Annotated in this window: 19 protein-coding genes; 9 read left to right on the plus strand and 10 right to left on the minus strand. The window is 72.1% G+C overall.

Annotation, left to right across the window (positions count from 1 at the left end):
- On the plus strand, nucleotides 1-1,167 hold the full coding sequence (locus tag ACIQFZ_RS25520; RefSeq protein ID WP_402692216.1) for an FAD-dependent oxidoreductase: 1,167 nt from the start codon (nucleotides 1-3) through the stop codon (nucleotides 1,165-1,167).
- A 152-nt stretch (nucleotides 1,168-1,319) separates the two neighbouring features.
- On the opposite strand, the gene ACIQFZ_RS25525 is transcribed toward ACIQFZ_RS25520, so the two are convergent.
- The 3 genes from ACIQFZ_RS25525 to ACIQFZ_RS25535 are packed head-to-tail and all read right to left on the minus strand — an operon-like array spanning nucleotide 1,320 to nucleotide 3,864.
- Nucleotides 1,320-2,387 (minus strand): Gfo/Idh/MocA family protein, encoded by a 1,068-nt coding sequence (locus ACIQFZ_RS25525; protein WP_402692217.1) that lies wholly within the window; start codon nucleotides 2,385-2,387, stop codon nucleotides 1,320-1,322.
- Between the two features lies 1 nt (nucleotide 2,388).
- A complete protein-coding gene (locus ACIQFZ_RS25530) occupies nucleotides 2,389-3,471 on the minus strand; it encodes a Gfo/Idh/MocA family protein (protein ID WP_383061872.1) in 1,083 nt (360 codons plus the stop codon).
- A gap of 36 nt (nucleotides 3,472-3,507) precedes the next feature.
- Entirely contained in the window at nucleotides 3,508-3,864 is a 357-nt protein-coding gene (locus ACIQFZ_RS25535) for a trypsin-like serine protease (RefSeq protein WP_402692218.1), read from the minus strand.
- Nucleotides 3,865-4,012: 148 nt separating this feature from the next.
- Between ACIQFZ_RS25535 and ACIQFZ_RS25540 the strand changes: the two genes are divergently transcribed.
- From ACIQFZ_RS25540 to ACIQFZ_RS25550, 3 genes are all read left to right on the plus strand, one after another.
- Entirely contained in the window at nucleotides 4,013-4,657 is a 645-nt protein-coding gene (locus tag ACIQFZ_RS25540) for an FxLYD domain-containing protein (protein ID WP_402692219.1), read from the plus strand.
- 72 nt (nucleotides 4,658-4,729) lie between these two features.
- Nucleotides 4,730-4,969, plus strand: coding sequence for a hypothetical protein (locus ACIQFZ_RS25545; protein WP_402692220.1), 240 nt, complete (start codon nucleotides 4,730-4,732; stop codon nucleotides 4,967-4,969).
- Nucleotides 4,969-5,346 carry a fic family toxin-antitoxin system, toxin component gene (locus ACIQFZ_RS25550; RefSeq protein ID WP_365776435.1) on the plus strand — a complete coding sequence of 126 codons (378 nt, stop codon included), beginning with the start codon at nucleotides 4,969-4,971 and terminating at the stop codon, nucleotides 5,344-5,346. Before ACIQFZ_RS25545 ends, ACIQFZ_RS25550 begins: the two co-directional genes overlap by 1 nt.
- 180 nt (nucleotides 5,347-5,526) lie before the next feature.
- Here ACIQFZ_RS25550 and ACIQFZ_RS25555 read toward each other — a convergent pair whose 3' ends face one another.
- The 4 genes from ACIQFZ_RS25555 to ACIQFZ_RS25570 all read right to left on the minus strand — a co-directional run bounded on the left by ACIQFZ_RS25555 (nucleotide 5,527) and on the right by ACIQFZ_RS25570 (nucleotide 10,640).
- Nucleotides 5,527-6,813: an alpha/beta fold hydrolase gene (locus ACIQFZ_RS25555; protein ID WP_376652555.1), complete on the minus strand. Its 1,287-nt coding sequence runs from the start codon at nucleotides 6,811-6,813 to the stop codon at nucleotides 5,527-5,529.
- Nucleotides 6,813-7,880, minus strand: coding sequence for a hypothetical protein (locus tag ACIQFZ_RS25560; protein WP_383061868.1), 1,068 nt, complete (start codon nucleotides 7,878-7,880; stop codon nucleotides 6,813-6,815). The genes ACIQFZ_RS25555 and ACIQFZ_RS25560 overlap by 1 nt, the downstream gene beginning before the upstream one ends.
- A gap of 109 nt (nucleotides 7,881-7,989) precedes the next feature.
- Nucleotides 7,990-9,693 (minus strand): OPT/YSL family transporter, encoded by a 1,704-nt coding sequence (locus ACIQFZ_RS25565; RefSeq protein ID WP_402692221.1) that lies wholly within the window; start codon nucleotides 9,691-9,693, stop codon nucleotides 7,990-7,992.
- A 161-nt stretch (nucleotides 9,694-9,854) separates the two neighbouring features.
- Complete coding sequence (locus tag ACIQFZ_RS25570) at nucleotides 9,855-10,640, minus strand: IclR family transcriptional regulator (RefSeq protein WP_402692222.1); 786 nt, start codon at nucleotides 10,638-10,640, stop codon at nucleotides 9,855-9,857.
- A 221-nt stretch (nucleotides 10,641-10,861) separates the two neighbouring features.
- Between ACIQFZ_RS25570 and ACIQFZ_RS25575 the strand changes: the two genes are divergently transcribed.
- On the plus strand, nucleotides 10,862-11,311 hold the full coding sequence (locus tag ACIQFZ_RS25575; protein WP_365425789.1) for a DNA-binding protein: 450 nt from the start codon (nucleotides 10,862-10,864) through the stop codon (nucleotides 11,309-11,311).
- Nucleotides 11,312-11,401: 90 nt separating this feature from the next.
- Here ACIQFZ_RS25575 and ACIQFZ_RS25580 read toward each other — a convergent pair whose 3' ends face one another.
- The 3 genes from ACIQFZ_RS25580 to ACIQFZ_RS25590 form a co-directional block, all read right to left on the minus strand.
- Nucleotides 11,402-12,034: a hypothetical protein gene (locus tag ACIQFZ_RS25580; protein WP_402692223.1), complete on the minus strand. Its 633-nt coding sequence runs from the start codon at nucleotides 12,032-12,034 to the stop codon at nucleotides 11,402-11,404.
- Between the two features lie 190 nt (nucleotides 12,035-12,224).
- Nucleotides 12,225-12,422, minus strand: a complete 198-nt coding sequence (locus ACIQFZ_RS25585; protein WP_402692224.1) for a hypothetical protein — start codon at nucleotides 12,420-12,422, stop codon at nucleotides 12,225-12,227.
- Nucleotides 12,423-12,608: 186 nt separating this feature from the next.
- Entirely contained in the window at nucleotides 12,609-13,316 is a 708-nt protein-coding gene (locus tag ACIQFZ_RS25590) for a class I SAM-dependent methyltransferase (protein ID WP_383061185.1), read from the minus strand.
- Nucleotides 13,317-13,541: 225 nt separating this feature from the next.
- Here ACIQFZ_RS25590 and ACIQFZ_RS25595 point away from each other — a divergent pair, with 225 nt between their 5' ends.
- From ACIQFZ_RS25595 to ACIQFZ_RS25610, 4 genes are all read left to right on the plus strand, one after another.
- Nucleotides 13,542-14,750, plus strand: coding sequence for a sensor histidine kinase (locus ACIQFZ_RS25595; RefSeq protein WP_376652551.1), 1,209 nt, complete (start codon nucleotides 13,542-13,544; stop codon nucleotides 14,748-14,750).
- Nucleotides 14,747-15,421 carry a response regulator gene (locus ACIQFZ_RS25600; RefSeq protein WP_402692225.1) on the plus strand — a complete coding sequence of 225 codons (675 nt, stop codon included), beginning with the start codon at nucleotides 14,747-14,749 and terminating at the stop codon, nucleotides 15,419-15,421. The genes ACIQFZ_RS25595 and ACIQFZ_RS25600 overlap by 4 nt, the downstream gene beginning before the upstream one ends.
- Before the next feature lie 117 nt (nucleotides 15,422-15,538).
- Entirely contained in the window at nucleotides 15,539-16,411 is an 873-nt protein-coding gene (locus ACIQFZ_RS25605; RefSeq protein ID WP_365776421.1) for an amidohydrolase family protein, read from the plus strand.
- Between the two features lie 156 nt (nucleotides 16,412-16,567).
- Complete coding sequence (locus ACIQFZ_RS25610; protein WP_365425802.1) at nucleotides 16,568-17,059, plus strand: hypothetical protein; 492 nt, start codon at nucleotides 16,568-16,570, stop codon at nucleotides 17,057-17,059.
- Nucleotides 17,060-17,093: the final 34 nt, after the last annotated feature.

Here is a 17,093-nt window from a genome sequence, read left to right on the forward strand (position 1 = left end):
ATGACCAGTACCCGCACCGCCATCGTCGTGGGAGGCGGCATCGCCGGCCCGGTAACAGCTCTGGCGCTGCGCCGGGCCGGTATCGAGGCCACCGTGCACGAATCCCACCCCTCGACCGCCGACGGCATCGGCGGCGCCCTGAGCATCGCCCCCAACGGCCGGGCCGCTCTCGGCCTGGTCGGACTCGACCAGGCCGGCGTCCCGATGAACGCCATCGTGCTGCAGAACCACAAGGGCCGGGCCATCACCGAGATCCGCCAGCCCATGCAGTTCACCTGGCGCGCCGACCTCTACCGGCGGCTCTACGACCTGGCCCTGCACCAGGGTGTCCCGGTCCACCACGGCCACGAACTCGTCGACGTCCGCGACAGCGGCACCGGCATCAGGGCCGTCTTCGCCGACGGCACCATGAGCGAGGAGGCCGACGTCCTGATCGGTGCGGACGGCCTGCGCTCCACCGTCCGCGGGCTGATCGACCCCCAGGCTCCCCAGCCGCGCTACTCCGGATTGCTCGGCTTCGGCGCCCGCGTCGACGGCGCCGGACTGCCGCCCACCAGCGACCGGATGTACATGGCGTTCGGGCGCCGGGCCTTCTTCGGGTACCAGACCTTCGACGACGGGACCGGCGTCTGGTTCGCCAACCTCCCCCACGCCTACGCGAGGTGGCAGGACGTGCGGCAGACCCCGAACGAGGAGTGGCTGCGTCGGCTGGGCGAGGCCTTCGCCGGCGACACCGTCCCCGCACTGGACCTGCTGCGGCGCACTCCGCCCGAAGCCCTGGTCACCGCCGGCCCCATGGAGGACCTGCCGCACGTCCCGCACTGGCACCGCGGCCGGATGGTGCTGGTGGGCGACTCCGCCCATGCCACCTCTCCCAGCTCCGGCCAGGGCGCCTCACTCGCTGCGGAAAGTGCCGTGGAACTCGCCCGCGCGCTCCGGGACCTGCCACACTCTCAAGCCTTCGCCGCTTACGAGCGCGCCCGACGCGCCCGGGTCGAGCGGGTCATCGCCCAGGCCGCCCGCACCAACAGCGGGAAGGCCGCCGGGGCTGTCGGCCGGGTGTTCCGCGACGCTCTGCTGCCGCTCTTCGCCCGCCTCGCCACCCCCGAGAAGATGGCTTGGCAGTACGACCACCGTATCCACTGGGACGCCGCCGTCGCCGCCTGAGGAACGGACCGCATCGAGCGAAGCCGCACGACTCCGGCAGTCATGAACTCGCCTGGGTCGCGTGCTACCGCCCCCCAGCAGGTGCGACGTCGAGCTGAAGCCCCCGGCTCCCGCCTCACAGGGGGCATGCCGCGTCCGATGCGGCGGGAGAGTCACGCCCCAGCTGTGCCCGCTGCGCGGACGGCCGGTGCCACGGGGGCGCCGTTCCGTTGTGCGGAGCTCAGCGCGGCCTCGACCACTGCGACGGCCGCGTGGATGTCGGCCGCCGTGACCAGGGGAGTGCGTCCGTGGCGGATGTCGTCGCGGAAGTCGGTGAACAATCGGCGCAGTGCCGTCACCCCGGCGGGTCCGCCGACCTGGCGGGAGACGCCGACGCCGTCCGCACCGCGCACGGAGACCGAGGGAGCGTCCTCGTCGGCGAGCACGTGGCCGTGCGAGCCGAGCACGCGCAGGGTGGACGAGACGGGGGCCGGGCCGATGCCGGCGGGTGTGCGGGCCACGGTGGCGGTCGCCACCACTCCGTTGCGCAGACGGAGCGAGAGCACTGCCGCGTCCTCGACACCGTGGGCGCCGTGCGGGCCGTCGAACAGTGGCGCGTGGGGCGCGGCACTGCTGAAGGCGACGACCTCGTCCACGTCCAGGCCGGTCAGGTGCCGGACCGCCAGGGCCGGATACCACCCGAAGTTCATCAGTTCGCCGCCACCGGACAAGGCGGGGTCGCAGACGAGTCCGGGGCGCTCGACCGTGGTGCCGTCGAGTCCGCCGGCCGCGAGCCACTCCGCGTCGACGGCCAGGGGCAGGCCGATCGCGCCGGAGTCCACGATGCGCCGGGCCCGTACGACTTGCGGAGAGTAGAGGCGGTGGACGGCGGTGAGCAGTCCGCGGGAGCGGTCGGCCGCGTCCCACAGGCGCTGCGCGCCGCGGGTGTCGGTCGCGGCGGGCTTGTCGACGATGACGTGGCGGTCCGCTTCGAGCGCTCTCAGCGCGAGTTCGACGTGCCGCGTGGGTTCGCTGCACACGAGGGCGATGTCGCAGGAGGCGAGGCCCCGGTCCAGGTCGAGCAGCGGAATGCCCGTCGTACGGGCGAGGGCGGCACTGTCCTCGGCGAAGGGGCTGTCGGCGGAGTCGGCGCAGCCGATCACCTCGAAGCCGGGCAGGGACCGCAGCAGCGGCACGTAGTCACGGGCGTGCCGGACCCCGGATGCGATGAGGATCCTCATGTCAGCAGACCTCCTTGACGTCGACGGGGCGGCCTTCGTCCGCGCTGAGCTGTGCCGCCAGGGCGGCGGCCAGAGCGGCACGTACCTGGTGGGGCGCGGTCAGCGGGGCGGCCACACCGTCGAGTACGTCGCGCAGGTGCCTGGTCTGCTCCGTCATGGCGCCGTCGATCGAGGCGGGGGCGACCGGCGGCGCGGAGTGCGCTCTCGGCTCGTCCTCGCTGCTGTGGTGCAGGGTGCCGGCCGTGCCGGACAGCACGAGCCGGCGGACGAACGTGCCGCGTGCCGCGAGGGCGTAGCACAGTTCGACGGTGGCGAGGGCGCCGCCGGCGAAGCGTACGAGGATCTGGAAGCTGTCGGGGGTCGGCATCCCGGGCGCCCATGTGCGGCAGGGGCGGGCGAAGACGCGGACCGGCTCGTCGTCCATGAGCCAGGTCAGCAGGTCGAGGGCGTGCACGCCGTTGTGGGCGACATGGCCTCCGGAGCGGGCCGGGTTCAGCTGCCAGCCCCGCCAGCCTCCGGGCCAGACGTGCCCGGTGTACCAGGTGAGGTGGGCCAGGCGGGGTGTGCCGATCGCGCCCTCGGCGACCGCCCGGGCGATTTCCAGGTGGACGGGCTGGAAGCGGGCCGTCTGGGCGACGAGCAGGGGCCGGCCGGTGGTCTCCGCGGTCGCGAGGACCCGATCGACGTCGGTCACCTTCAGCGCGGCGGGCTTCTCCAGGAGGACCGCGCGGCCGGCATCGAGCGCGGCCACGGAGAACTCCGCATGCGATTCGGGGGAGGTGCACACGGCGGTGACGTCGATGCCGTCGGACCACGCGCTCGCCGGGTCGGTGGACCAGGTGGCTCCCTCGGCGAGGGCGGCCAGCGCGGCGGCCCGCTCGGGATGCCGGTCGACGACGTGGGCCAGCCGCATTCCCGGGACACCCGCGAGCGCGGCGACGTGGTCACGGGCGATGGCACCGGCACCGAGGACGGCCACGCGATGGTCGCGCGGCCGCTGTCCAGGGTCCCGCGATTCCCTCTGCCCGGGTTCTCGGGGCTCTCCGGGCACGGCGGCCTCTCCGGGCACGGGGGCAGAGCGCACGCACGGCTCCTCACACTCGACTTCTCGGCTGGGAGTTCAGACGTCAGACATCTTATGTCCAAGCTGTGAATTCCGGGAGGGGTGCCCTACGCCGGCCCTCAGGGAGAGACGGACGGCCACCCGCGACGGATCGGCGTGTTCGCCGCGCACGCCGTGGGCGGCGGTGACCACGTGCCGGTCGCTGATCAGCGTCCCGCCGCAGAACACCGCCGCCGAGCCGACGTCCACCAGGCCCGCCGTGTACGGGAACTCGGCGACTCGGGCCTCACGGCCCCAGGTGATCGCCTGTGCGGGGAGGGGGCGAGCGTCGTCAGGGCCATCACCGCGCCGGCGGCGTCCGGTGCGTCGCCCGGAAACTGCGCCCCTCAGCGACGCGGCAGGTGACGCGGTCACTTACCGCGAGTCCTGGACTGGTGTCCGGCGGCGCCGCATGTCGGCCGGGTGTTCCGGCGCCCCGCCGTGCGATACGAGGGGGCGGGAGGGTCACCCATCAGGACCGGCCCGCGTCGCGTACCGGACGCGCAGTGCGGACGATGAGGTCATGCGCCCTCAGTCGACGGAAGACGTGCCGCCGTCCCTTCACCGTGTCCGCCCGCACCGGCAGTGCTTCGCCTGGGGCTCGGCCACCGTGATGTTCGTTCTCGCAGCCGGCGTGCTGACCGGATGCGGCAACAGCGGCGGCGGGGGTTCCACGGTCAGCCCGAGGCCGACTCCTCCCAACACGGCGTCGTTCTCGCCCCAGCCGCTGCCGTCCTCCGCGTCGTCGGCCATCGCCTCCGCCCGTGCCTCGGCGTCGGCGGCGGCCTCGTCCGCGTCCGCCCGTGCCTCGGAGTTCGAGGCGTCGGTGTCGGCCGAGACCGCCCGGCGGGCCGCGGCCGCCGAGAAGGCGCTCAAGGGTGTCAAGGGAGGCGGCAACGCGCGGTCGGAGGTGAGCCTGACCGGAGTGCCCAGGACGCAGACCGGAGGTGTGCTGGCTTCCCTGGTCACCATCACCAACAAGACCGACCGCAAGGCGTCCTACGCCGTGCAGGTCGACTTCCTGGACGCGCAGGGGCACGTGGTCGAGACCCGCTACGCGGGCGCGGAGAACCTGGAACCGGGCAAGCGCGAGCAGCCCATCGTGTTCAGCCGGAAACCTCCCGAGCCCAAGCTGACGCCCCGACTGGCCAAGGCCGAACGCTACTGAGCGGCTCGGTGGTGTGCGCAAGCCCGGTACGTGCCGGGCCGCCTGAGTGGTAACAGCTGTTACCATCGGTGGATGGCGAAGACACAGCTGGGCGTGCGCGTCGATGACGAGATCAAGGAACTGGCCGAGGCCCGTGCGAGGGACCGTGGTCTGAGCCTCGGTGACTACATCGCCGGCCTGGTGCGGGAGGACACCAGCGGGCTGCGGCAGCGGGGTCTGGAAGCCGCGCGGCGCTTCCTCGACGAGCACCAGAGTCTCTTCGACGAGGCGGAAGACACCGACAGCCGCCCCCGGGGAGCGCACGCCGCGTAATGGAACTGCACATCGACGTCCCCTGGATCCTGCAGGTCGCCGAACTCGCGGGAGCGGGGGACCCCGCCCCTGACGACTACGGGGTGCCCGTGGCCGCGGTCGCCTGCCACCGTGCCGAACTGCTGGGAACACCCGTCTACGACGGCCCCTACGCCCGCGCCGCCGCCCTCGTGCACATCCTCGGCCGCTGTCGCTGGCTCGAACGCTCCAACATGGCCGTGGCCGCGGCGACGGGCGTGATGTATCTGGAGGCCTCCGGTATCACGGTCAAGCCCACCCGCGAGGACGCCATCGCCCTGCGCGACCTGCTACGCGATCCCGGCTGCACCGCCGAGAGGATCGCCGGCCTGCTGCGCGCCTGGCCGCAGGCCACCTGAGCCGCGCTCCTCGGTCAGCCGGCTGACGTGCGTCCCCCCGCACCGGTCGCATGAGACGTACCGAGGGCTCCGCCGGGCGTGCTCGGAGTCGGAGTCGGCCGCCACCATGGTCGACACGGCGTTGATCCCCGCTCGTACGACGCCGAGCGGGGATCGGCGCCGGGTCGGCGGCCCGGGGCCTCACACCTCGCCGCGCGCCATCGCGATCAGCCGGTCCAGCACGGCGGCGTCGGCGCGGACGCCGTCGTGGGCATGGGTGTTGGTGATCCATGGCCGCAGACCACGGACCACCTCGGCGGTCTCCAGGGACTGCTCGCGGTCGACGAACATGTCGTCGAAGTACACGGCCGCCGCCACCGGGACCCTGTTGCCGGCGAGCCGGTTCAGGTCGTACAGGGCGGGCCAGTCGCTGCGCGCGGCCAGCAGATGCGCCGCCTCGCGCAGCGGAACCAGCGCCGGGTCCTCGTCGAACTGCCAGGGGTAGATCATCTCGCCGGTGAAACGGAACGGGCCGTCACCGTCCGCGTCGAACTCGGGGAACTCCTCGCGGACGCGGTGCGCCGACCATGCGGTGGCTCGTCCGCCCTGGGCGTAGATGGGCTCGTGGAGCACCGCGTACAGGGGGCGCGGCGCGAAGGACAGCGTGGCCTGGGCGCCGTGCAGGAAGGCGTCCGACAGCCGTGGTCCGGCCGGCCCGGCCACGAACGCGCTCTCCAGCAGGTAGTGGAGGGCGTCGAAGCCGGACGACGTGCCCAGACCTATGCCGAGGGACTGGAAGCGGCGGGCGCTCAGCCGCTCGCCGGACGGCATGCGCACGTCGTGGCTGCCGAGGTGCGCGGCGATCCTTCGGGCGAGTTCCCGATCGTCCGGGTAGCGGGCGAAGAACAGCTCGTTGTGGCGGGCGGTGCGCCGGTACGCGGCCCGGTACACATCGTCGGCGTGACCCGTCAGCGTCGGCAGGCCGCCCGTGATGAAGACCTGGTCCAGGCCGTGCGGGGCATGGCTGAGATAGGTCAGTGCGCAGAAGCCGCCGAAACTCTGGCCCAGCACGGTCCACGGCCGGTCGCCGACGAGGAACCCGCGCAGCAGCTCGGCGTCGCGGACGATCGCGTCGGCACGGAAGTGCGCGAGGTACTCGGCCGTGGCCTCGGGGGACGGATGGACCGCGAGGGTGTGCCGGTCGGCGGGGGTGGACCGGCCCGTGCCGCGCTGGTCCATGAGGACCACCCGGTACTCCTTCAGCGCACGCTTCAGCCAGGCACCTGCGGCGTTCGGGCGCTCCGCGCGGCCGCCCGGGCCGCCCTGGAGCCACAGCAGGCGGGGCAGGTCGCGGTGCTCGTTGCCGACGGCGACGACCTCGCGGGCGAAGAGGGAGATAGACGGGCCGTCGGGGCGGGAGTGGTCCAGCGGGGCGTCGAGAGTGTGGTCGGTGCACATCATGCCGCCGTGGCGATGGACAGTGGCCATCAGTAGCCCTCGACCCCCAGCTCACGGCAGATCTCGACGAGTTCGGGATGCACGTACACGCCTTCCCTCTCGATGCACTCGCCGTCGAGGTGGATGGAGGGCGCGCTGACCGAGCCGTCGGTGTGGGCGGCGGCGACCCACGGTTCGCCGCCGATCCAGGCCCCCTTGGTGCCGATGCCCAGCTCGACGCAGCCGAAGACACGCTCGTCCTCGACGATCCGGCCGGTGGGGGCGGGCACGCCCGGGTTGAAGCCGAGGGACCAGTGGGCGATGCGGTACATGTTCGGGTCGTTCCAGGACTCCATCCAGCGGCGGAAGACGGCCGCGTCCTGGCCGTCGCCGTCGATGGCCGTGACGACGCCCTTCTCGACTGTGAGGCGGACGGGGGAGTGCAGCAGGCCGAGCTGGTCCGGCGGCCACAGGGCGCCGTCGAAGACGAGGACGCCGTCCTGGGTCTCCTCCAGCGGGTTCCAGGAGATCTGCCCGGACAGCATCACGGTCTCGCCGGGCTTCTCGGCGGGCTTTCCGCGCAGGTTGATGGGGCGGTCGCCGTTGCGGCCCACCAGGTCGGTGCCCGCTGCCGAGGTGATTCGGACTTCGTCAGCCTGCTCCAGCAAGCGCACCAGGGCCTTGCCGAGCTTGATGACGCCCTGGAAGTCGGGCCGTCCCACGGTCGCGACGAGCATGTGAACGTCCATCGCGGTCAGGTTGGTGTACCGGCAGCCGTTGGCCATGGCCGTCCGGAAGGCGTCGGAGTGCATGACGTACGAGACGGCGAACTCGATCCACACGTCGGCGTCGGCGATGGCACCGGCGACGGGCCGCGGCGGCTCCATGGAGGAGCTGGGCAGCGTCTCGTACCAGACGACGACGGGGTGGGCGCCGGCGGCGGCGACCGCCTGTGCGGTGGCTTCGAGTACGCGGCGGTCGCTGCTGGTGTCGCCGGTGAGGACGACGTGCTCACCGGGCTTGACGAGCATGACCTCCTCGACGAGCTTGCGGGCGGCGAGGGCGAGCTCGAAGCTGAGGTACTCGCCGCGCGGCTCGAGGCGGCTGAACATCTCCATGGGGTGGATCTCCTTGGTGCTGCGTGATCGGTACCGCGTGACAGCGGTGCGGGATGCGGCGGGACGGCAGGGCGCGTCCCGCCTGGTGGACAAGGGGAGCGGGCCCGGGTCAGCCGGCCTTGATGATCTGGGCCGAGTCGCCGAGGGAGGATCCGGCGATGAGTCCGGCGCCCACGAGGTTGAGCTCCTCCTCGGCCCGCTGACCGCGCAGACGGCGGTAGCCGACGCGGACGGCGAGCGCGGCCAGGACCATCCAGCAGGCCTGCGGCGTGAGGATCAGCAGGCCCGTCGCGAGCATGACGCCCATCTGCCGCTTGGTGCCGCCGAGGAGCTGGACGAGCGCGCCGGGGATCGCCCACAGTGCCAGGGTGCGCATCACGCCCGGGTCGCCGAGCCCGTGCTTGACGGTGTCGGCGTACACCTTGGCGACCGGCGGGATGAGTCCCTGGCGGAAGTAGGACTGCCACAGGACCGCGACGACGACGAGCGCCGCACCGAAGCCGATGAGTGCCGCCCGGAACTGCTCGCGGCGGCCCTCGCGCTCGAAGGGATCCCAGGGACGGTGTTCGCGCCGCAGCAGCCAGCCGGCCTTGAGGTCGTAGCCCATGTCGGCGAACGCGGGACCCGTGGCGGACACGTAGCCGACGAGGAGGGCGAGGGGAAGGGACGGGACGCCGATGAGCAGGCCGGCGATCAGGAAGATCAGGGTGACCGCGAACGAGGGGAACCAGCCGGACTGCATGGCCGCCAGGCCCACGATCAGCTCGTGTACGAGGGTGGCGAACGCGGCGAACAGGACCCAGGCGACCAGACCGGTGGGGCTCATGTCCCCGACGAGCCCGCCGACGACGGCGAGGACCGCGGCGCCGGCGGTGAAGAGGGCGTATCCGCGCAGCAGGGTGTGGCGCAGGGTGCGTTCGTCGACGGTGACGGCGGTGCTGGGGTCGGCGTCGGTTTCGGCGTCGGTTTCGGCGGTGGGGCTGCCCGCGGGACCGGTCTCCGCGGCGGCCCGCACCGGCTGGTGCGCGGTGCGGCCGGCGCGACGGCGCAGCAGCAGCACCGCGGCCTGGCCGAGTGCGACGACGCCGGCGCCGACCATCACGCCGTGGGGGATGTAGCCCGCGCCGATGTCGGTGTGGAACAGGTCGGGGCTGAACTGGCGGATGCCGAGGCCTATGCCGAACATCAGCAGCGCCCACACGTTGCCGAGGAAGGCGACGCCCGCGGCCGACAGCGGCAGGCTGAGCAGGGTCCCGCCGATGCCGACGAGCGTTCCGGCGCCCAGGACGAGGGCGCGGCGGCCGCCCTGGTCCCCGGCCTTGATGGTCTCCGCGGCGGCGGTGCCGGGCGGCCAGGCCGCGGTGGCGGGCAGCAGCCGGGAGCCGAAGGAGCGGTAGAGCACCCACGTGTCGATGAGCAGTCCGATGAACGCGCCGGTCAGCATGGGCCACACGAGGTCCTTGCGGCCGAAGACGTACGGCACCGCCACGGATGTGAGCAGCGCGTTCGCCGAGGCGAAGGTGGCGGCGGAGATGGCGGACTGGGCGAGGTTCTGCCGATGGACGGACCGCATACCGCGCAGCCCGGCGAGCGGGATGCGCCCCACGAGCATGGCGATCAGGGCGCCGACGACGGAGGTGTTCGCCGAGATCCCCAGCTTGGCGACGAGGTCCGCTCCGATCACGGCACCGACGACGGAGAGCACGACCAGCAGGACGAAGACGACGGGCTCGCGAACCCGGGGATGGTGCGTCGGCTCCTCGACGGGGGAGGGCGGGGGCGCGGTGGGTGGTGCGGAGGTGTGATGGGGCACGGGACATCCCTTGCGTGGGCGAGTCCTGGCGGGTCGGGGGGACGCCGAAGGACGACGGGAACAGGGAGATGAAGAAAAGGGGAGGGTGAAGGTGGAGCGGGAGGCGGGCGTCGCCGGTGAGCGACGAAGGCCGGCGCGGGCGCGGGTGACCGGTGGGCCGGTCAGGCGCCGAGGGCGGCGGTGGCCTCCGCGGCTCCGGCGGTGACGAGTTCGGCGAGCCGGTCGACGCCCGCATCGATGCGGTGCGCGGGACCGATGACGGTCAGGGACGCGGCGATCGTGCCGGCCTGGAAGACGGGCGCGGAGACGGCGGAGACGGCCTCGTCGTACTCGCCGTGGCTGACGCTGTAGCCGCGCTCGCGTACGTCGGCGTAGCAGGCGAGCAGGGCGTCGAGGTCGGTGATGGTGTGCTCGTTGAAGCGCTGGAGCGGGGTGGCTCCGAAGGTCTTCTGGATCTCCGCCTCGGGGTAGTGGGCGAAGATCGCGTGTCCGGACGCTCCGGCATGGCCGGGGATGAGGGCGCCCACGATCGCGGTGTAGCGGACCGGTCCGGTACCGTCGACGGCCGCGGCGCAACGGTACTCGCCCCCGTTGGGGACGTTGAGGACGACGCTCTCCCCGGTCTCGCGCAGGATACGGGCGAGGATCGGCCGGACCAGCGAGGGCAGGACCCCGCTGTGTTCGCCCACCCGGGCCAGCCGGTGCACGGACGGCCCGAGACGGTAGCGGCGCGTGATCGTGTCGCAGGTGAGGAATCCGCGCGCGGTGAGCGTGGTGAGCAGCCGCTGGGCGACCGCCTTGTCCCAGCCGTGGTGGCGGGCGATCTCGCTGACGCCCCACTCGGGCCGCCGCTCGGTGAACGAGAGCAGGGCGACCAGGGCGCGGTCGGCGCTCTGCAGCACCCCGCGAGGCGCTGGTGTACCCGGTTCGTCGGTCGGCTCGGCCATGAGACTCCTCGATCATGTGGTGCCCCGCACCGGGCGACTCCGCCGCCCTCCGGTGCGCTCGGCGCAACGCCGTGGCGCTGAGCGGCCAGAAACTATCCGCTGGCCGGGTGAAGGTGTCAAGGGTTCCAGGTGCACTTTTCCGCGTGAGCCGGCAAGGAATTGAACTAGTTGTTTAAAACGTGTTGTTGACTTCCTTGGGTGTGCTGCCCCAGCCTCGTCTCATGTCGTCGACTTCTGATCAGCACGCAGACCCCTTCACGCCTCCGCAACCGGAGCAGGCGCGGGCCCAGCGCGTCTACGCGTCCCTGTTCCGTATCGCCGAGCGGCACGCGGCCTCCGACGAGCAACGCCGGCGACAGGTCCATCCCTCGGTCATCGCGCCGCACGAGGCCGTCAGACTCGTCTCGTTCCTGCTCAGCGGGGCGGCACAGCCGGATGACGGCGAGCCGGAGGTGGATCGCGCCGACATCACGGCCGCGTTGAGTCTCGTCCCGCTGGTTCGCGGGGAAATGGACGAACTGGAGACCGGACTGCTCCAGATGGCACGAGGCCGCGGCATGACCTGGCAGGAGATCGCCTTCGGGCTCGGGCTGGGCACCCCGCAGGCGGCCAGACAGCGGTATGAGCGACTGGCCGCCCGTGCCGCAGCCGACGCGGAGGACCCGGAGTAGAGGAGCCGGCCTCGGGGCTGCCCGGCCCGTTTCCTCGGGTCTGCCGACTCCGCGTCGGGCGGCAGTGGTTCAGTGCACGACGAGCGTGGCCTATTCGGCGGGTTCGGGCTGGGCCTCGGTCTTGGAGGCTGTCGTGGGCTCCGGCGGGTTGGGAGCGGTGTAGAAGACGGACGTGCCCTGCTTGCTGCGCTGAGCCTGGCTCCGGGCCACAAGGTTTTCGAGAGTGGTGCGTACGACGGTGGTTTTGATGTCGCGGTCGGCGTGTGCCTGGCCGAGTGCCGTGGCGATTTCCGCCGCGGAGCGCGGCTCGCTCTGCTCGGTCAGGTGGCGGCGGACGAGTTCGGCCAGCGTGGGTTGTGCCTTCTTCGCGGCAGCGTCGTTCTTGGGCGCGGGGCTTTCGGCGGATTGCTTCTTGACCGTGGGCTGTTTCGCGGTCGCCGTCTTCGCCTTCTTGCGAGGCTCGGCAGTGGTCTTCTTCCGGGGAGAGGGCACGGAGGCACTACCGGTGGTCGCGGGCTCAGGGGCACTTGCCACGATACCGAGTGCCTGCTGCATGCTCACCAGCAGGGTGTGGTCGTGCTGAAGGGCGGCCAACTGGGACTGCAACGCCGTGATTTCCGCCGTGATGCGTTCCTGCTCCTTGACGTTGCGCTCAAGGTCGCTGGTTACCTGGTTGATGTACTGCGACGTCAACTCGGTGGACGGAGCCGTAGTTTCGGGCATCCTTCTCTCCTCGCTTCGTGCCGGGCGAAACCTGCGTGCCAGGTGCAGAGAGTCAGGCGGCAGGCACTCCGGCTGTGGGGGTCTGGCCCAGTGATGATAGGCCGGGTATATCAGTCGCTGACTGACCACTTCGGCAAGTATGGCGTTCAACCCCCGCCGCGCGAGCGGATTCACGCTCAAGTGGAGGCGATTACCCCCCACTCCGCCAGTAGTCGGCGAGAAGACCGACCGGCGACACCGACAACTTCAGATCCTCGTAGGAGGCCAAGAGCCGGTCATTCTCCACTTGGAGGGTGACGGGAAACTCCTTCTGCGCGGTTCGGCGGAGGAGTTCCTCATGGGCGCCCTCGCTGATTTCCTCATCGGCGTCCTTCCCGCGCTCATCCACCTGGCAGACCTCGACCAGTGTGTGACAGCCGACAGACCGGCCGGAGACGGCAGCCAGACTTCAAAGAGGGCCTCCGAGCGACATCAACACAGGCCGGGTGGCCGGGTCACGCTGCCGTGACCCGGCCACCCGGCCCGAACGTTCCGGGACGGCGCCGCACCCCCGCGGTGGCGCCCCTCCCCGCGCTCAAGCGGCCGCCGGCCGCTCCGCGAGCAGATACCGCGTCCAGGGCCGCACGTCGGCGAACCTGGGCTCGGTGAACCCGACGGCACGGAGCACGTCCGCGTACTGCCGCACGTCGGCGGCGGACATGGGATCCTCCGTGACTTCCCCGTGCGCGACACCGTGGACCATCATCCCGGCGATGGCGCGGGTCACCCGGGGAGCCACCGGGCCGCTCGGGAATGCGTCCGCGATCAGCAGTCGCCCGCCGGGCCGCAGTACGCGGTACATCTGCGCCAGCGCGGTCTTCCGGTGCCCCTCGGGGATGTGGTGCATCGCGAACGTCGAGGTGACCACGTCGAACTCACCGTCGGGCAGGTCCAGGGACTGCGCGGCCGCGAGGACGAAGCGGCAGTTGGCGGACCGGCCCGCGTGCCGGGTCGCGTACTCGACCATCGGTGCCGAGGGGTCGACGCCGACCACCCGGCCCCCGGGCCCCACCGCCTCGGCGAGCCGCCCGGCGAAGACCCCCGGGCCGCAGCCGACGTCGAGCACCCGGTCACCGTGGCGGACGCCGCTCGCCGCCACCAGCGTGTTGTTCAGCGCGCCCCGGCGGCCGCCGAAGATCACCGTGACGAGCAGGTTGTACCGGCGCGCCCAGGGGATGAGGAGGCCCGGCTGCTCCGGCTCCCGCACCCCGGTGCCGACGGTGTCAACTCCGTGACTCTTCATGACCTGTTCTCCTTCCGAAGTCCTTGCCGAACCGGCCGTCTGCGGTGCCGGCCGAGACGTCCTTCGATGATGGGCCGGGCGGGGGCCGCTGTCGTCGCCCTGGCGGCGGGACTGCCCGCTGCCGCACCGGGACCACCTGGCCCGACGGCTACTCCGCCGGAAGTACGCAGGAAATGGCCCTACGAGGTGACGTATTGCCCCGCGCACCGGCGCTACCGTGCGGGGATGAGCATGCGGCTGAGCTTGCGCGGCTACGCGCGGGACGCGGTGACGGCGGGTGCCGTCGCCGTGATCTCGCTGGTCAGCTCAGTGGTGGCCGTCCCCGACCGCACCGGTCTCGACGCGCTCGGATACCTGCTGGTGCTGGTGGCGGGCCTCGCGCTCACCGCCAGGCACCGCTTCCCGGTCGCGGTCGTGGCCACCACGCTCGTCTGCCTGTTCGCCTACCATCTGCGCGGCTATCCGGGTGACGGGGCCGCCGTGCCGGTTCTCGTGGCGATCTACACCGCCGTCCTCGCGGGCCACCGGCTGGTGACGGTCGTCCTGGGCGCAGGCGCATTCGTCGCGGGCACGGTGGCGCTGACCCTCACGTCCTCCGGCGACCAGTCCGCCCGGCAGATCGTCGAGGGACGGTTCCTGCTGGTCGGCTGGGTGGTGGCCGCGGTCATGGCCGCGGAGATGCGGCGCCAGTGGAACAGCAACCTCAGCCAGGCCGAGCAGCGCGCCGCGGACGCCGAGCGGCGGGCGGCCGACGCCGAGCGGCTCCGCGAGGAGACCGCACGCCGCCGCGCGGGGGAGGAACGGCTGCGGATCGCCCGCGAGTTGCACGACTCGCTCACCCACAGCATCTCCGTGATCAAGGTGCAGGCCGGAGTGGCCGTCCATCTGGCGCGCAAGCGCGGCGAGAGTGTGCCGGAGGCTCTGCTGGCCATCCAGGAGGCCGCGGGCGACGCGACCCGCGAGCTCCGGGCAACCCTCGACGTGCTCCGCGCACCCGGCGAGGCCGTCCCCGGCCGGCCCGGCCCACCGGTCACCGGACTCGGCCTCCTGCCCGTGCTGGTGGAGCGGACCAGTTCCACGGGCCTGCCCGCCACCGTCACCGTCGAGGGCGAGCCGAGGGAACTGCCGCCCGAACTCGACCGGGCCGTCTACCGGGTCGTCCAGGAGGCGCTGACGAACACCGCCCGGCACGCCGGGGCCGCCTCCGCCTGGATCCGTCTCGACTTCCGGCCGGACGCGCTGGCCGTACACATCGACGACGACGGCAGGGCGACCCCCGCGGTACAACCGGAACCGGGTACCGGCCTGACCGGCATGCGCGAGCGGGTCACGGGACTCGGCGGGCGGCTGCACGCCGGACCCCGGCCGGAGGGCGGGTTCACCGTCCGCGCCGAGTTCCCGCTGAACGGCACCGACCCCGGCGGCACACCATGATCCGGGTCCTGCTCGTCGACGACCAGCCGCTCATCCGCGGCGGCTTCCGCGCGCTCCTCGACGCGGAGGACGACATCGAGGTCGTCGCCGAGGCGGCCGACGGCGCGGCCGGTGCCGCGCTCGCCGCCGAGCACGTGCCCGACGTGGCCCTCGTCGACATCTCGATGCCGGTGGTGGACGGGATCGAGGCCACCCGCCGGATCGCCGCGGACCCGGCCCTGTCCGCCGTGCACGTGGTGATCCTGACGAACTACGGCGTCGACGAGTACGTCTACGGCGCGCTGCGCGCGGGCGCGAGCGGATTCCTCGTCAAGGACATCGAACCCGCCGACCTGCTCCAGGCGGTCCGGGTCGCCGCCCGGGGCGAGGCGCTGCTGTCCCCGGCCATCACCCGCAAGCTCATCGCCGAGTACACGTCCCGGCCCTTGTACCCGGGCTCGGGCACGCACCCCCGACTGGCGGCGCTGACCCGGCGGGAGCGCGAGGTCCTCGCCCTGGTCGGCCGAGGCCTCGGCAACGACGAGATCGCCGCCCACATGGTGATCAGCTCGTCCACGGTCAAGACCCACGTCAGCCGCACCATGACGAAACTCGCCGCCCGCGACCGCGCCCAACTCGTCGTAGCCGCCTACGAGTCCGGCCTTGTCTCCCCTCGCGGCACAGCCCCCTAGCCGGAACGGCACCTCACCGCCGGGGCCCGTGTGACGGATACCGCACCGCGCCGGTTGCGGAAAGGGTGGCCCGCACACTCACCAGGGCCGATCGTGGACGACATGAACGATCACCGCATGGCATCCGGTGAGGTCCGCCGTTTCTGGGGCCGGCTCGGTCTTCCCGGGCTGGTCGACGTCCACACGCACTTCATGCCCGAGCGTGTCCTGCACAAGGTCTGGGACTACTTCGACGCGCAGGGACCGTTGACCGGTGGGCTCGACTGGCCGATCACCTACCGGAAGGAGGAGGCGGAGCGCACGGCCGTTCTGCGGGAGTTCGGCGTCCGGGCCTTCACCGCGATGCTCTACCCGCACAAGCCCGGCATGGCCCGGTGGCTGAACGGATGGGCGGCCGACTTCGCCCGTCGCACCCCCGACTGCCTGCACACCGCCACCCTCTACCCCGAGTTGGACGTCGAGGCATACGTCCGCGAGGCCGTCGAAGCGGGCGCGCGCGTGTTCAAGGCACATGTACAGGTGGGGGCCTACGACCCGGCCGACGAACTTCTCCAGCGGGCATGGGGGTTGCTCGCCGAGGCGCGGATCCCTGTGGTGATCCACTGCGGCTCCGGGCCCGCGCCCGGCAAGCACACCGGCCCCGAGCCGATCGCGCGGGTGCTGGCGCGGCACCCGAAACTGCGCCTGATCGTCGCGCACATGGGGATGCCCGAGTACGAGGACTTCCTCGGCCTCGCCGAGCGGTACGAGCAGGTGCGGCTGGACACGACGATGGCGTTCACCGACTTCACCGAGGGATTCATGCCCTTCCCGAGCCGGGCCCTGCCCCGGCTCGCGGCGCTCGGCGACCGCATCCTGCTCGGCTCCGACTTCCCCAACATCCCCTATCCCTACGTACATCAGCTCGACGCCCTGGAGCGGCTGGGGCTCGGACCGGAGTGGCTGCGGGCCGTGTGCCACGACAACGCGGCAGGACTGTTCGGCCTGTAACGCGCAACCGAAGGCAACCTGCGAGCGTGTGCCCGCTGTACTCGTGCAGCGCCGTCCGCCAGGGCCGAACAGCCTGATATCGGGGCCGACCAGGCCCCTGCGCCTCCCAGCCGCCTTGACGATGATCAAGAGCATGGGGAGAAGGGAAAGCCACGAGTGATCGCTGTTGTGGGGCACGCCGATCTCAGCGCGTCGACGCTGGCTGTGCTGGAGGAGGAACTGCGTTCCCGTCTGGCCGCCTTCGACCAGGCGGGAACGTCCGGGCTGGTGCGCGCCGGGAAGGGACTGCCGGTGGCGTTCGGGCGGGCCGCTCGGAAGGCGGGACTGGCCCTGGTGACGGTCCTGCCGTCCTGCAACGGGGTACCCGCGCATGTCGCCGAGCCGGACCGGAAGGCGGCCGGGGAACTCCTGCTGCTGTCCCAGCAGGTGCGGCTGGTGGAGTACGACCCCGGTGACCGCTCCTCGTGTGTGACGGCCGACGAGGGCTTGCTGCGCTCGTGCGCGCGGGTGCTGGCCGTCTGGGACGGCTCCCCTTCTTCGGGGCGGGACGCGACGGCGCACCTGGTGGCCTATGCCCGCAGCCACGGTGTCGACGTCGAGGTGCTCTGGCCGCAGGGGGCGGAGCACGAGACCGCCCGCAGGGCGTAGCCCCGACCACGACGCCCTACCGGCCGCCTCCCCG

The organism is Streptomyces sp. NPDC093064, assembly GCF_044754605.1.
Taxonomy (GTDB): domain Bacteria; phylum Actinomycetota; class Actinomycetes; order Streptomycetales; family Streptomycetaceae; genus Streptomyces.